At 31.5% G+C, this 14,882-nt stretch carries 14 protein-coding genes and 2 other annotated features; all 14 genes read left to right on the top strand.

The window, feature by feature from the left end:
• Window positions 1–26 precede the first annotated feature (26 nt).
• The 14 genes from mscL (at window position 27) to msrA (ending at window position 14,381) form a co-directional block, all read left to right on the top strand.
• Window positions 27–461, top strand: coding sequence for a large conductance mechanosensitive channel protein MscL (gene mscL, locus KM800_RS01005; protein WP_217811397.1), 435 nt, complete (start codon window positions 27–29; stop codon window positions 459–461).
• A gap of 175 nt (window positions 462–636) precedes the next feature.
• On the top strand, window positions 637–1,488 hold the full coding sequence (modD, locus tag KM800_RS01000; protein ID WP_217811396.1) for a ModD protein: 852 nt from the start codon (window positions 637–639) through the stop codon (window positions 1,486–1,488).
• A gap of 83 nt (window positions 1,489–1,571) precedes the next feature.
• A complete protein-coding gene (locus KM800_RS00995; protein WP_217811395.1) occupies window positions 1,572–1,733 on the top strand; it encodes a hypothetical protein in 162 nt (53 codons plus the stop codon).
• A gap of 138 nt (window positions 1,734–1,871) precedes the next feature.
• Window positions 1,872–2,903, top strand: a complete 1,032-nt coding sequence (gene aroF / locus KM800_RS00990) for a 3-deoxy-7-phosphoheptulonate synthase (protein ID WP_217811394.1) — start codon at window positions 1,872–1,874, stop codon at window positions 2,901–2,903.
• A gap of 18 nt (window positions 2,904–2,921) precedes the next feature.
• A complete protein-coding gene (locus tag KM800_RS00985; RefSeq protein WP_217811393.1) occupies window positions 2,922–3,782 on the top strand; it encodes a prephenate dehydrogenase in 861 nt (286 codons plus the stop codon).
• Window positions 3,783–3,796: 14 nt separating this feature from the next.
• Complete coding sequence (aroA, locus tag KM800_RS00980) at window positions 3,797–5,065, top strand: 3-phosphoshikimate 1-carboxyvinyltransferase (protein ID WP_217811392.1); 1,269 nt, start codon at window positions 3,797–3,799, stop codon at window positions 5,063–5,065.
• Between the two features lie 13 nt (window positions 5,066–5,078).
• Window positions 5,079–6,161 carry a chorismate synthase gene (gene aroC, locus KM800_RS00975; protein WP_217811391.1) on the top strand — a complete coding sequence of 361 codons (1,083 nt, stop codon included), beginning with the start codon at window positions 5,079–5,081 and terminating at the stop codon, window positions 6,159–6,161.
• 25 nt (window positions 6,162–6,186) lie between these two features.
• A complete protein-coding gene (locus KM800_RS00970; protein WP_217811390.1) occupies window positions 6,187–7,020 on the top strand; it encodes a prephenate dehydratase in 834 nt (277 codons plus the stop codon).
• Between the two features lie 276 nt (window positions 7,021–7,296).
• A complete protein-coding gene (locus KM800_RS00965; protein ID WP_217811389.1) occupies window positions 7,297–8,712 on the top strand; it encodes an amino acid permease in 1,416 nt (471 codons plus the stop codon).
• Between the two features lie 118 nt (window positions 8,713–8,830).
• Window positions 8,831–9,025: a binding site (T-box leader), on the top strand.
• Window positions 9,026–9,084: 59 nt separating this feature from the next.
• Window positions 9,085–9,280, top strand: a binding site (T-box leader).
• A gap of 49 nt (window positions 9,281–9,329) precedes the next feature.
• Window positions 9,330–10,877: a 2-isopropylmalate synthase gene (locus KM800_RS00960; protein ID WP_217811388.1), complete on the top strand. Its 1,548-nt coding sequence runs from the start codon at window positions 9,330–9,332 to the stop codon at window positions 10,875–10,877.
• A gap of 94 nt (window positions 10,878–10,971) precedes the next feature.
• The gene (leuC, locus tag KM800_RS00955) at window positions 10,972–12,234 is read left to right on the top strand and encodes a 3-isopropylmalate dehydratase large subunit (RefSeq protein ID WP_217811387.1); all 1,263 of its coding nucleotides are present in this window, start codon (window positions 10,972–10,974) and stop codon (window positions 12,232–12,234) included.
• On the top strand, window positions 12,234–12,728 hold the full coding sequence (gene leuD, locus KM800_RS00950; protein ID WP_217811386.1) for a 3-isopropylmalate dehydratase small subunit: 495 nt from the start codon (window positions 12,234–12,236) through the stop codon (window positions 12,726–12,728). The genes leuC and leuD overlap by 1 nt, the downstream gene beginning before the upstream one ends.
• Window positions 12,725–13,789, top strand: coding sequence for a 3-isopropylmalate dehydrogenase (leuB, locus tag KM800_RS00945; RefSeq protein ID WP_217811385.1), 1,065 nt, complete (start codon window positions 12,725–12,727; stop codon window positions 13,787–13,789). Before leuD ends, leuB begins: the two co-directional genes overlap by 4 nt.
• A gap of 106 nt (window positions 13,790–13,895) precedes the next feature.
• Entirely contained in the window at window positions 13,896–14,381 is a 486-nt protein-coding gene (gene msrA / locus KM800_RS00940) for a peptide-methionine (S)-S-oxide reductase MsrA (RefSeq protein ID WP_217811384.1), read from the top strand.
• Window positions 14,382–14,882 lie beyond the last annotated feature (501 nt).

The raw sequence follows: 14,882 nt of genomic DNA, 5'->3' as shown, positions 1-14,882 counted from the left end.
TAAAGATTAAATGAGGTGTATTGGCTATGTTAAAAGAATTTAAAAAATTTGCGATGAAAGGAAACATAGTAGATTTAGCGTTAGGTGTAGTAATTGGTGGAGCATTTGGTAAAATAGTTTCTTCTCTTGTAAGTGATATTATAATGCCATTAGTTGGTTTGATTATTGGAAAAGTAGATTTTTCCAATCTGTTTATTACTCTTGGAAGTGGACATTTTAATACTATAGCTGAAGCTAAAAAAGCAGGGGTTCCTACATTGAATTATGGCGTATTTATAAATAATGTAATAGATTTTTTAATAATATCTTTTTCTATATTTATAGTTATAAGGCAGCTAACTAGATTTACAAGTAGAAAAGAGGAGGAAAAGGCCAGCACTACTAAGAAGTGTAAGTATTGTTTAAGTGAAATACCAATAGAAGCAACTAGATGCCCACACTGTACTTCTAAACTGGATTAAAATGAGGTACTATCAAGTTATTTGATAGTATCTCATTTTTATACTAAGCAGTTTCATATTATATATGATGCTATTGTTAAATATACTACAAAATTTTACTGGAATCCTGCAAATTATGATATATGTTTTTAATGGAATATAATTAAATAAAATAAATTGTATTGGAGGATTTAAAATGTATATTTCAGATGAAACACTGGATAAATTTATTAAAGAAGATGTGCCTTATATAGATTTGACAAGTTTAGTTCTAAAGATTAAGGGTATTAGGGGAAATATAAAATTTTTTACTAGAGAAAATGCAATATTATGTGGTACAGAAGAGGCAGCCAGGATATTTAGAAAATTAAATATAGATGTAATTAATTTAAAAACTTCTGGAACTCAAATTAAAAAAGGGGATATTTTACTTGAAGGAATGGGAAACGTCGAGGATCTGCATATTGCATGGAAAGTGTGTCAAAATATTATTGATAATTTCTCAGGAATTGCAACTAAAACAAGGCGAATGGTAGATGAGGTATCAAGTGTAAACCCGGATATAGCTGTAATTACTACAAGGAAAAGTATGCCTGGAACTAGAGAACTGTCTACCAAGGCCGTTATAGATGGAGGGGCATTCCCTCATAGATTAGGACTATCCGAAACTATATTGGTTTTTAAACAACACTTGGATTTTTTAGGTGGAATCAACGAATTTGTCAAAAATATTGAAACTTTTAAAAATAAAGTATGTGAGAAAAAAATATTAGTAGAAGTAGAGAATATAGATGAGGCCGTAAAACTTTGCAAAAACAATATAGATGGAATACAATTTGATAAACTTTCACCTGAAGACTTAATATCAAATGTAAATATTTTAAGAAATATAAATCCTGATATAGTTATACTTGCAGCTGGAGGAATAAATGAAAATAATGCAGCAAAGTATGCAAAAACAGGGGTGAATGGTATTGTAACAAGTTCTGTTTATTATACAAAACCTATAGATATAGGATGTAAAATAAAACCATTACATTTAATATAAAAAAATAATAAGCTATTGACATAAACTTTAAAACTGATATAATTATTCACATCAGAAGTTAATATTTTGGAGGATTATATATTATGAAAAATATCATTGGAAAGGGAACCGAAAAACTAAACAAAAAATTCTATTTTGAATTTAGCTTTAGCTGGGGCTACTATTACTTTAGTGCTGGTTATTTGTTTTGCAAAAAAATATTTGGTTCATTTCTAATGAGTAAAAGAATAATTATAAATACATGATATAAATTATGCATATTTTAACGGTGACAGTGTATTTTAATTAACAGGGCTCATTAGAGACCCTGTTTTTTTATATATTAAAATTAAGAAAATCCTTATGAAATTACAAATTTAAAATTAAGATTGGAGAGTATGACTATGGTAATAATTATGAAACCCCATGCACCTAAAGAAGAAATATTGGTATTAAAGGGCAAATTGGAAAAAGAGAATGTTCAGGTAAATGTTTCGGAGGGGCAAAATTATTGTGTACTTGGCTTAATTGGAGATACCTCAAAGATTGAAACAACTAAAATTCAGGCAAACGTATATGTTGAAGATGTTCATAAAGTTCAGCAAAATTATAAATTGGCAAATAGATTATTTCATCCAGATAATTCTGTAGTAAATATAGACGGAAGAAAAATAGGAGGAAATGAGTTAGCTGTTATAGCAGGACCTTGTTCCGTAGAAAGTGAAGAACAGATAGTTGAAATAGCAAAAGCTGTAAAAAAAAGCGGAGCTAAATTTTTAAGAGGTGGTGCATTTAAACCAAGAACTTCACCTTATAGTTTCCAGGGACTTAAAACTGAAGGATTGGAACTGTTAAAAATAGCAAGACAGGAAACAGGACTTCCTATAGTTACAGAGATAATGTCCACAAATATGATAGAAAAATTTGTTGAGGATGTTGATGTAATACAAGTTGGAGCAAGAAATATGCAAAATTTTGACCTTTTAAAAGAACTTGGAAAAACAAGAAAGCCAATACTTCTAAAAAGAGGACTTTCAGCTACTATAGAAGAGCTTTTAATGTCAGCTGAATATATAATGTCAGAAGGTAATGAGAATGTAATATTCTGCGAAAGAGGAATAAGAACTTTTGAAAATTACACAAGAAATACTTTGGATTTGAGTGCAATTCCTGCAATAAAGAAATTGAGCCACCTTCCAATAATAGTTGATCCAAGTCATGCCGCTGGATTATGGTGGATGGTGGAACCACTTGCTAAAGCTGCAGTAGCTGTTGGAGCAGATGGACTTATAATTGAAGTTCATAATGATCCACAAAATGCATTATGTGATGGTCAGCAATCTATAACTCCTGATAGATTTGATAATTTAATGGGTGACTTGAATAAATTGGTAGAATCTGGTATAAGGCAGTCATACAGTACTGCTAATGTTTAGAATATAGGGGGAATAAAATTGGAGGATTGTGACTTTAATAATTTAAAAATAGCTGTTGTGGGATTGGGCCTCATTGGAGGCTCCTATGCCATGGCGCTAAAATCTTTGAATGCAAAATATATAGTCGGTATAGACAAAAATTTGGAAACCTTAGATAAAGCTGTAGAGATGAATATAATAGATAGAGCCTATGAAAAACCTGGAGAATTTTTAAAAGATATAGATTTTATTATAATAGCTCTTTATCCAAAAGATACCATTTCTTTTATACAACAGAATATAAAATATTTTAAATCAGGAGTACTTATAACAGATACTTCAGGTATAAAGAAAATAGTACTTCAATCTGTGGAATCAATTTTACCTGATGACATGGAATTCGTATCAGGTCACCCTATGGCAGGTAAGGAATACAAAGGAATAGACTATGCTGATGCCAATATATTCAAAGATGCAAATTATATAATAACTCCAAGTAGCAAGAATAAAAAATCCAGTGTGGATTTTATAACGTCCATGGCTAGAAAACTTGGATGTAAAAATGTAGAATATATTTCTGCAGATGAGCACGATAAAATAATTGCCTATACAAGCCAGCTTCCACATGTAATAGCTGCAGCACTTATGAATGCAAATTTACAGGAATTCAAACCTGAGTTGTTTGTTGGAGGCAGCTTTAGGGATGCTACAAGAGTTGCTTTAATTAACTCGAGATTGTGGTCGGAACTATTTATGCTTAATTCTGATAAACTAGTTGATACAATAAATGGATTTCAAAAAGTTTTAGATAGAATTAAAAATGATGTTTTAAATAAAAATGTAGAGGATTTAGAAACAGTCTTTGAAAAGTCTAATGCTCTTAGAAATAGATTTAAATAAAAAGGGGATTTTGTATGAAAACTGTTAAAATCAAACCTGGTAGATTGGGAGGAAAAGTAAAAGTTCCATCATCTAAAAGTGGGTGCCATAGAAGTATAATATGTGCTTCACTGGCATCAGGAAAAAGTATAATAGATAATGTATATTTTTCACGTGATATAGAAGTTACAACAGAAGCCATGAAAAATTTTGGCGTTAAAATAGATAGAAAAGAAGACAGGCTTGTTATAGATGGAACTGGACAATTGGTTCTAAAGAGTAAGAATATACATTGTGGTGAATCAGGGTCTACTTTGAGATTCTTAATTCCTTTGGCGGCTTCAATGAATGAAGAGGTAATTTTAACTGGAGAGGGAAAGCTTGTAGAAAGACCTCTTGATGTATATTACAATATATTTAAAGAACAAAATATATACTATAAAAATAATTCTGGAAGATTGCCACTTGCCATAAAGGGAAAGTTGAAATCCGGCAATTATCAAGTGAGAGGAGATATAAGTTCCCAGTTTATAACAGGACTTATGTATGAGCTTCCACTTTTAGATGGAGACTCCGAAATAAATATAACTACCAATCTAGAATCAAAACCATATGTAGATATAACTTTAGATGTTTTAAAACATTTTGGAATAAATGTAGAAAATGCTCAATATAAAAAATTTGTAATTTCAGGAAATCAAAAATATAGAAATTCAAATTATACTGTAGAAGGTGATTTCTCGCAAGTTGCATTTTTGCTGGCTATTGGAATACTGGGAGATGAAGTTTGCTGTAGTGATATTAAAATTGAGTCTTCTCAAGGTGATAGGGTTATAGTGGATATATTTAAAAATATGGGGGCAAATATAGAAGTAGGAGGAAATAATATAATAGCCAGATCATCAAAAACAAATGGAGTGATTTTTGATGCAGCTCAATGCCCTGATTTAGTACCTGCTGTAGCGGCATTAGCTTCAGTAAGTAGTGGAACTACTCAAATAATAAATGCAGAAAGACTTAGAATAAAAGAATCTGATAGATTGACAGCTATATCTTCTCAATTAAATAAAATAGGTGCAGATGTAAAAGAAAAAAAAGATGGATTAATTATAAATGGTATGGAAAAATTAAAAGGTGGAATAGTTTCAAGCTTTAATGATCATAGAATAGCTATGGCTCTTGCAGCGGTGTCTTCAAAATGTTCAGATGATCTAATAATAGAGAATGCAGAATGTGTAAAAAAATCTTATCCTGATTTTTGGAAAGATTTTAAGAGTTTAGGTGGGAATATAATAATAGAGTGATTGGAGTTTTAGCATGAGTGGAATTTTTGGTAATAAAATAAAATTGTCTATTTTTGGAGAATCACACGGCAAAGCTATAGGAATTACAATTGATGGATTAAAGCCAGGGATTGAATTGGATTTGGATTATATAAAAGAACAGATGGGAAGAAGGGCTCCAGGTACTAGTGAATTTACTACACCAAGAAAAGAAGCTGATGAGTTTGAAATATTAAGTGGTTGTTTTAATGGAAAAACTACTGGGGCACCTATTTGTGCCATTATAAAAAATAAGGATACTCATTCCAAGGATTATGAAAAAACTAAAAATCTTCTCAGACCAGGACATGCTGATTTTACAGGTTTTGTAAAATATAATGGATTTAATGATTATAGAGGTGGAGGACATTTTTCGGGGAGAATTACTGCACCTTTGGTTTTTGCAGGAGCTATATGCAAGAAAATTTTAGAAGATAAAAATATAATAATAGGGAGCCATATAAAGAGTATAGGAAATATTTCCGATACTAGTTTATTTGATCCTGTTTTGATAAAAGAAGATGACTTAAGATTACTTTCTAAAAGTAGATTCCCAGTAATAGATAAGGAATCATGTCAAAAAATGAAAGATACCATTATAAGTGCAAAATCGGAAGCAGACTCTGTAGGTGGTATTGTGGAAACTGCAATTATAAATATTCCATCTGGTATAGGAAATCCTTTTTTTGATTCTGTAGAGAGTATACTTTCACATTTGCTTTTTTCCATACCTGCTGTTAAAGGAGTAGAATTTGGTGAAGGATTCAATATAAGTAGTATGAAAGGTTCACAGGCAAATGATGAATACTATGTAGATGCTAATAATGAAATAAAAACAAAAACCAATAATAATGGTGGAATTTTGGGCGGAATTACCAATGGTATGCCAATTTTATTTAAAACATCTATAAAGCCTACGGCCTCAATTTCAAAGGTACAGAAAACTGTAGATGTAGAAAAAATGCAGAATTCCGAACTTATAATACAGGGTAGGCATGATCCATGTATTGTACCTAGGGCGATTCCCGTGATTGAAGCGGTTGCTGCTATAGGAATATTAGATATGATGGATATTTAATTATTTTAGGAAGAAGGAAATTTTTTTGAGCAATTTTAAAAATTATAGAATAGGTTTTTATGGAGTTGAAGCATCTTTTAGTCATGAAGCTCTATTGAAATATTTTGGAAATGAAGTAGATACTTTAAGCTGCGCTGAATTTAAGGATGTATTTGACGCTCTTAATGATGATCATATAAAGTATGGAGTAGTTCCAATTGAAAATTCCTCTACAGGAGGAATACTTGAGGTTTATGATTTAATGAGAGATTATGGATTTTACATAGTTGGTGAAAAATGCATAAAAATAAATCATAACTTACTTGGGATAAAAGGCACAAAAATAGATGATATAGATGAAGTATATTCACACAGTCAAGCCTTTTTACAGAGCAAAAAATTTTTAATAGAACATCAGGACTGGAAACTCATACCATACTTCAGCACAGCCAGAAGTGCAAAATATATAAGTGAAGTTAAACTAAAGAACAAAGCTTGCATAGCAAGTGAAAAAGCAGGAGAGCTTTATGAACTTGACATGATAAAATCAAACATAAATTATAATAAAAATAATTATACTAGGTTTATAGTAATAGGCAAAGAAGAAATTGATTGTGAAAACAAAGATAAAATAAGTATAGTATTTACTTTAGATCATAAAGTAGGAACTTTATTTAATATACTTAGTTATTTTAAAGAAAATAATTTAAACTTGATTAAAATAGAATCGAGACCTATAGTAGATAAACCATGGCAATATTTTTTTTATGTGGATTTCAACGGAAATTTTATGAATGAAGATACTAAAATAGCTATGGAAGGTATAAAAAACAACTGCAAATATTTTAGAATGCTGGGTAATTATAAATCTGATTTTTAAATGAGACTCCATAATTTATAGGGTCTCATTTATTTATATTAAAGATATAAAACATGCAATAACTATACAGAAATTATTCATGACCATACACAACATATTCTAAATTTAATTTAAAAATATGCAATAATATATTACTTTATTAAAAAAAACGACTGAAAAATGCTAAACCGTATTGAAATTAATTTAAAATGGGAGTATTATAATAACAATATGCAAAACATAATAAAATGCATTATTACTTAATCTTATATTATTGTTCATTAAGGGGGAATGATTATGAAGGGTATTTTTAGAACAAAATCCATAGATGCACTTATGGATGAAACTAAAAGAGATGGTGGTCTGGAAAAAGTATTGGGTACTTTTGGACTTACCATGCTTGGGATTGGAGCTATAATTGGAACTGGTATATTTGTGCTGACGGGAGTGGCAGCGGCAAACTATTCAGGACCTGCACTTGTAATTTCATTTATAATAGCTGGAATTGCATGTGGATGTGCAGCATTATGTTATTCAGAATTTGCTGCCATGGTACCGGCGGCAGGAAGTGCTTATACCTATGGTTATATAGCACTGGGAGAATTCTGGGCCTGGATTATAGGATGGGATCTGATACTTGAGTATGCTTTCGCAATTGGTACTGTATCTATAGGATGGTCAGGATATATAGTAAATATAATTAATGATTTTGGAATTAATTTGCCCAAAGCTATAACATCAGCACCTTTGGCAGGGGGAATTATAAATTTACCTGCAGTACTTATAATAGCATTCATAACTTATATTAATGTAATAGGTGTAAAACAGAGTACTACAGTAAATAATATAATAGTTGCTATAAAATTGATCGTTATATTTTTGTTTATAGCACTTGGGGTAGGTCATGTTAATCCTACAAACTGGCATCCATTTATGCCTTATGGTTTTGGAGGAGTCATATCTGGTGCATCCGTAATATTTTTCGCATATATAGGATTTGATGCTGTTTCTACAGCAGCGGAGGAAGTTAAAAATCCGCAGAAGTCATTACCAAGAGGAATTATAATTTCACTTATTGTCTGTACTTTACTTTATATAGTAGTATCTGCAATATTGACAGGTATGGTTCCATATTTGAAGTTTAAAGCTACTGCCGCACCTGTTGCATTTGCAATGCAACAAGTTGGATATCACTGGGGTGCTGCTCTTATTTCAGTTGGAGCTATATGCGGATTAACTTCTGTAATTTTAGTTATGATGTTTGGTCAGACTCGTGTACTTTTTGCAATGTCAAGAGATGGATTACTTCCTAAAGTGTTTGGACATGTACATTCAAAATACAAGACTCCAGCTAGAAGTGCAATTCTTATAGGAATTGTTACTGCAGTGGTTGCAGGATTTATACCTATCAATATAGTGGCAGAACTTACTAATATAGGAACATTATGTGCATTTATAATAGTATCTATAGCTGTCATAGTTTTGAGAAAGAAAGAACCTAATAGAAAAAGAGTATTTAAATGCCCATGGGTTCCAGTTGTACCTATTTTGGCAATAATATTTTGTGGAGGACTCATATTTAAACTTCCACATGTAACTCAAATAAGATTTTTAATTTGGCTTGTATTTGGGCTTATAATTTATTTTGGATATGGTTATAAGCACAGCATTGTAACTTCACAGTCCAATAATAATCAAGAAAAAACTTCATAAAAATATTAACTAAAAGGGATTGAATTATTTTGATCCCTTTTTAGTTGCATTTATAAAATTGAAAGATATGTTGACATCTATGAATATATATATTATACTATTTGTAAGTTAAAGTTAATTATAAACTATGATAGGGAAAAGTAAATTTATTAGTTTTAAAAGAGAGTGAGGAATGCTGAAAACTCACAAACATTGTAAATTGAAACTCACCCTGGAGTTGCAGGCTGAAGTACAGTAAGCTGTGCCGGCGTAAGCCGTTATATATATTGAGTAATAATTTGGGTGGTACCGCGGCAGATTTTTCGCCCCATAGTGTACGATCTTTTTTTATGCATAAAATTAGGATGTTATTGGAATAAAAATAAATATAGGTTAAAAATAGTGATAGGAAAAATTAAATTTTCAGATATTTTAAAGAGAGTGAGAAATGGTGAAAACTCATAAATACTGTAAATTGAAACTCATCCTTGAATTGCAGGCTGAATTATAGTAAGCTGTGTCGGCATAAGTCGTTATATACATTGAGTAATAATTTGGGTGGTACCGCGGCATTCTTTTCGCCCCATAGCGAGAAGAATGCCTTTTTGTATTTAAAATTAAAATTTGGAGGAATTAATATGAAAAATAATAAAGTTTATATATTTGATACTACTATGAGAGATGGAGAACAGACTCCTAGAGTTAACTTGAATATTAAGGATAAAATAGAAATAGCAAAGCAGCTTGAAAAAATGAATGTAGATGTTATAGAGGCAGGGTTTCCAATAGCTTCTGAAGGAGATTTTGAGGCAGTTAGAGCTGTAGCTAAGACTGTAAAAAAACCAGTAATTGTAGCACTTTCAAGAGCAGTAAAAAAGGATATTGATAGAGCATGGGAGGCAGTCCAATATGCAGTAAAACCTAGAATACACACATTTATAGCTACTTCCGATATTCATATGAAATATAAATTAAAAATGACACCGGAGGAAGTTTATAAAAGAGCAGTAGATATGGTTAAGTATGCAAAGTCAATTTGTCCAAGTGTTGAATTCTCTGCAGAAGATTCAACTAGGACGAATCCTGAATTTTTATACAAGGTACTGGAAGGTGTAATAGATGCAGGAGCTGATATAGTAAATATACCAGATACCGTTGGCTATGATATTCCAGAGGAATATGGAAAATTCATTAAAGGAATCAAGGAAAATGTACCTAATATAGATAAAGCGATTATAAGCGTTCATTGTCATGATGATTTAGGTATGGCAGTTGCAAATTCAATAGCGGCAGTTAAAAATGGTGCAAGACAGGTAGAATGTGCGGTTAATGGAATTGGAGAAAGAGCAGGAAATGCTGCATTGGAAGAAGTCGTCATGGCCATTAAGACCAGGGAATCTTATTTTGAATGCAAGACGGACATCATAACTGAAGAAATAGCTAAAACAAGCAAGATAGTAAGTCATGCAACAGGAATGAACATACCAAATAATAAAGCTATAGTTGGAGCTAATGCTTTTGCACATGAAGCTGGAATTCATCAGCATGGAGTACTTGCCTGCAGTGAAACTTATGAGATAATGACTCCGGAATCCGTTGGAATTAAGAAAAGTACTTTGGTAATAGGTAAACATTCAGGAAGACATGGATTTGCAGAACATTTAAAAGAACTAGGATATGATAATTTAAGTGATGATAAGATAAATGAAGCATTTAGTAAATTTAAAGATTTAACAGGAAAGAAGAAGATAGTGTCAGATGAAGATATAGAAACAATAATGAATCATGAAATATTTCAGGTTCCAGAGGCATATAGTTTAGACTATTTCCAATTTTCAAGTGGAAATACAATGATATCAACTGCTACTGTGGAAGTTGAATTTAAAGGTGAAAAGATAAGAAAAGCTGCCTATGGAGATGGACCTGTTGATGCTTCATTTAAAGCAATTGAAAAAGCATCAGGAATGCATCTGAAACTTAAAGATTATTTTATAAAATCAATAGGAAGTGGAAAAGATGCCATAGGAGAAGTAACCGTGCAAATACAAAAAGAAGGTGACAGCAAGGTATTTAATGCTAAAGGAATGAGTACAGATGTAGTAGAGGCAAGTGCAAGAGCACTTGTAAATGCTATAAACAGAATATATGATGAAACTATAAAATATTCAAAAGTAGCAGATAATTAAAATTAGTAGTTTTATTAAATTTAAATTTAATATATAATAAATAAATTAGAGTTAAAATATCTAAGCAATCGAAACAATAGGAGGAGATACGCAAATGGGAATGACTATGACACAAAAGATTTTAGCAAAACATTCAGGATTAGATAGCGTAAAAGCTGGCCAGCTAATTAATTGTAAATTAGATTTGGTTTTAGGAAATGATATAACAACACCTGTTGCTGCAGGGGAATTTAAAAAGACAGGATTAGATAAGGTTTTTGACAAGAAGAAAATCGCAATTGTACCAGACCATTTTTCACCTACTAAGGATATAAAATCTGCTGAACAATGTAAATGTGTCAGAGAATTTGCAAGGGATAAAGGTATAGAGAATTATTTTGAAGTAGGACAGATGGGAATTGAACATGCACTATTGCCTGAAAAGGGACTTGTAGTAGCAGGTGAAGTGATTATAGGCGCTGACTCACATACTTGTACTTATGGTGCACTTGGAGCTTTTTCTACAGGGGTAGGAAGTACAGATATGGCAGCTGGCATGGCAACAGGAGAGGCATGGTTCAAGGTACCACCTGCAATTAAGTTTGTATTAAAAGGAAAACTTTCAAAATGGGTAAGTGGAAAAGACGTAATCCTTCATATTATAGGCCAGATAGGAGTAGATGGAGCTCTTTACAAATCCATGGAATTTACAGGAGATGGAGTAAGTAACCTACCTATGGATGATAGATTTACAATTACCAATATGGCCATTGAGGCTGGAGCTAAAAATGGTATTTTTGAAGTTGATGAAAACACCATTGAATATATGAAAGAACATTCTACAAAAAAATATACTGTATATACTGCAGATAATGATGCGGAATATGAACAGACCATAGAGATTAATCTGTCATCTATAAAACCTACAGTTTCATTCCCTCATCTTCCTGAAAATACAAGAACTATTGATGAAGTTGGAGATATAGCTATAGATCAGTCCGTTATAGGTTCATGTACAAATGGAAGAATAAGTGATTTGAGAATAGCGGCTAAAGTGCTTAAAGGCAAAAAGGTGCATAAAAATGTAAGAGCAATTATAATTCCAGCAACTCAGAAGATTTATCTCCAAGCATTAAAAGAAGGTCTTATTGAAACATTTATAAAATCAGGGGCAGTAGTAAGTACTCCAACCTGTGGACCTTGTCTTGGAGGATATATGGGAATACTTGCTAAAGGTGAAAGAGCAATATCCACTACAAATAGAAACTTTGTTGGAAGAATGGGAGATCCAGAAAGTGAAGTATATTTGGCTAGTCCAGCAGTAGCGGCAGCATCTGCAATAACTGGAAAAATTACATCACCTGAGGAGGTAAAATAATGATAGAAGGAAAAGCAATTAAATATAAAGATAATGTGGATACAGATGTAATAATACCTGCAAGATACTTAAATACAAGTGATCCTAAAGAATTAGCTTCTCATTGTATGGAAGATTTGGATAGTCAATTTAATGAAAAAACCAAGAAGAAATCCATAATTGTAGCAGGAAGAAATTTTGGATGTGGTTCTTCAAGAGAACATGCACCAATAGCTATAAAGGCAGCAGGAGTTGGATGTGTAATTGCAGAAAGTTTTGCAAGAATTTTCTTTAGAAATTCAATAAATATAGGTCTTCCAATAATGGAATGTGAAGAAGCAGCCAAGGATATAGAAGATAAGGATGAGGTTTCAATAGATGTAGCTGCAGGTATTATAAAAAATATTACCAAGGGAAAAACTTATAAAGCTGCACCATTTCCACCATTCATGCAAAAAATCATAGATTCAGATGGATTGATAAATTATGTTAAAAAGGAAGTGTCAAACAAGTGAAGATAGCAGTTATAAGAGGCGATGGAATAGGCAAGGAAATAGTAGGTGAAGCACTTAAAGTATTAAATGCTGTTTCTAAAAAATATAAAGTAAATTTTAACTTGAATGAGGTACTGTTAGGAGGAATAGCTATAGATAAAACTGGAGGACCTATTCCTCAGGAAACTATAGATGTATGTAAAGCTAGTGATGCAGTTCTTCTAGGTGCTGTTGGAGGACCAAAGTGGGATAACATACCAAGTAATTTGAGGCCGGAGATAGGACTTTTAGGTATAAGAAAAGCACTTGGAGTATTTGCAAATTTAAGGCCTGCCATTTTATTTCCACAGCTTAAAGAAGCTTCTAATTTAAAACCTGAAGTTCTAGGTGATGGATTGAATATCATGATTGTAAGGGAGCTAATTGGAGGAGCTTATTTTGGAGAGAAGAAACGTATAGATATACCAGGAGGACAAAAGGCCTGGGATACGCTTTCCTATTCAACTCCGGAAATTGACAGAATTGCACGCAAGGCTTTTGAAATAGCAGGCCAGAGAGGTAAAAAACTTACATTGGTAGACAAGGCAAATGTTCTTGAAAGTTCAAGGCTTTGGAGAGAAACTGTAACTGAAATTGGAAAAGAATATAAGAATATAGATTTACAATATATGTATGTGGATAATGCATCCATGCAGCTTATAAGAGATCCAAAGCAATTTGATGTAATTGTAACTGAAAATACTTTCGGAGATATTTTAAGTGATGAGGCATCAATGCTTACAGGTTCTCTTGGAATGCTTCCATCTGCAAGTGTTGGCGATGGAAAGGTAGGTATATATGAACCTATACATGGATCTGCACCGGATATTGCAGGGCAGGACAAAGCCAATCCAATAGCTACGATTATGAGTGTTGCCATGATGCTTAGATATAGTTTTAATATGAATGAAGCAGCTGATGATATAGAAAATGCTGTTTCAAAAGTTTTGGATAAGGGATATCGTACTCCAGATATTATGAGGGAAGGAAAACAATTAGTTGGAACTGTAAAGATGGGAGATCTTATTGCAGAATCCATATAAAATAAAAGAGCAGCTGTTCAAATATGAAATTTGAGACAGCTGCTCTTTTATTTTTTGCAATTTGGTATATAATAAACTTAATTTCTAATTGAAAGGAAGTATATATATGAAAAAAATTGTTCTTGCAGGAGGATGTTTTTGGGGAGTACAGTCATACTTTGATTCAATGAAAGGAGTTTCAAAAACAGTAGTGGGATATGCAAATGGAAAGACTAAAAATCCTACTTATGAAGAAGTTTGTAATTACAATACCGGTTTTGCAGAAGCTTGCCTTATAGAATACGATGAAAATCTTACAATACTTAAGGAATTATTGGAGGCGTACTGGAAGATAGTTGATCCAACTTTAAAGGATAGACAGGGTAATGATGTAGGAAATCAGTATAGAACGGGAATTTACTATCTAAATGAGGAAGATATAGAAGAAATAGATAAATCCAAGAAAGATGAGCAGAAAAAATACAAAGATCCAATAGTTACTGAAGTAGAGCATCTTAAGAATTTTTATGAGGCAGAGGAATATCATCAAAACTATCTTCATAAAAATCCTAACGGATACTGCCATATACCACGAGATTTGTTTAAAAATTAGAGAACAGGAAAAGATTCCTTAAATTATGAATTATACGACTATCTAATTCAAAATGAACTTTGAGTTAGATAGTCGTATTTATCATATAAATAAATTTTTATTGATTTTTATATGTAAGTATAATAAATTTTAATAGTGAAATTTAAAAAATTAATATTAAAATCAAATAATTATTATAAATAATTATTATAAAAAATTATTTAAACAAAGAAAAATATCCCCATAAAAGTTAATATGCATTAAAATTCTAGAATTAATATATATGATAATGAATAAATGCTAATACATAATATCTGTTTAATACACTGTAATGCATTGATAAATTAGTAAAGTATTGAAGATGATTTATAGTAAACAATTATAAGGCAATTAACAATAAAAACAGTATATATATATGAATTAAATTGAGATAACTGATATGAAATTAATATTGTTATAAAATTCGAATTAATAATCAGTATTAATATTCAGAATAAAGAAATTAAAAATAATTGTAAACAT

The organism is Clostridium tyrobutyricum (assembly GCF_019144085.1).
Classification (GTDB): domain Bacteria; phylum Bacillota; class Clostridia; order Clostridiales; family Clostridiaceae; genus Clostridium_B; species Clostridium_B tyrobutyricum_A.
Note: the sequence above shows the minus strand (reverse complement) of the source record. Positions and strands in the feature narration are given on the sequence as shown.

Bases quoted from the DNA above. Each gene is read 5' to 3' on its own strand.
- leuD (WP_217811386.1), top strand. From the start codon at position 12,234: ATGATAGAAGGAAAAGCAATTAAATATAAAGATAATGTGGATACAGAT.
- aroC (WP_217811391.1), top strand. From the start codon at position 5,079: ATGAGTGGAATTTTTGGTAATAAAATAAAATTGTCTATTTTTGGAGAA.
- msrA (WP_217811384.1), top strand. From the start codon at position 13,896: ATGAAAAAAATTGTTCTTGCAGGAGGATGTTTTTGGGGAGTACAGTCA.
- modD (WP_217811396.1), top strand. From the start codon at position 637: ATGTATATTTCAGATGAAACACTGGATAAATTTATTAAAGAAGATGTG.
- KM800_RS00995 (WP_217811395.1), top strand. From the start codon at position 1,572: ATGAAAAATATCATTGGAAAGGGAACCGAAAAACTAAACAAAAAATTC.
- aroA (WP_217811392.1), top strand. From the start codon at position 3,797: ATGAAAACTGTTAAAATCAAACCTGGTAGATTGGGAGGAAAAGTAAAA.
- leuC (WP_217811387.1), top strand. From the start codon at position 10,972: ATGGGAATGACTATGACACAAAAGATTTTAGCAAAACATTCAGGATTA.
- KM800_RS00965 (WP_217811389.1), top strand. From the start codon at position 7,297: ATGAAGGGTATTTTTAGAACAAAATCCATAGATGCACTTATGGATGAA.
- aroF (WP_217811394.1), top strand. From the start codon at position 1,872: ATGGTAATAATTATGAAACCCCATGCACCTAAAGAAGAAATATTGGTA.
- KM800_RS00960 (WP_217811388.1), top strand. From the start codon at position 9,330: ATGAAAAATAATAAAGTTTATATATTTGATACTACTATGAGAGATGGA.
- mscL (WP_217811397.1), top strand. From the start codon at position 27: ATGTTAAAAGAATTTAAAAAATTTGCGATGAAAGGAAACATAGTAGAT.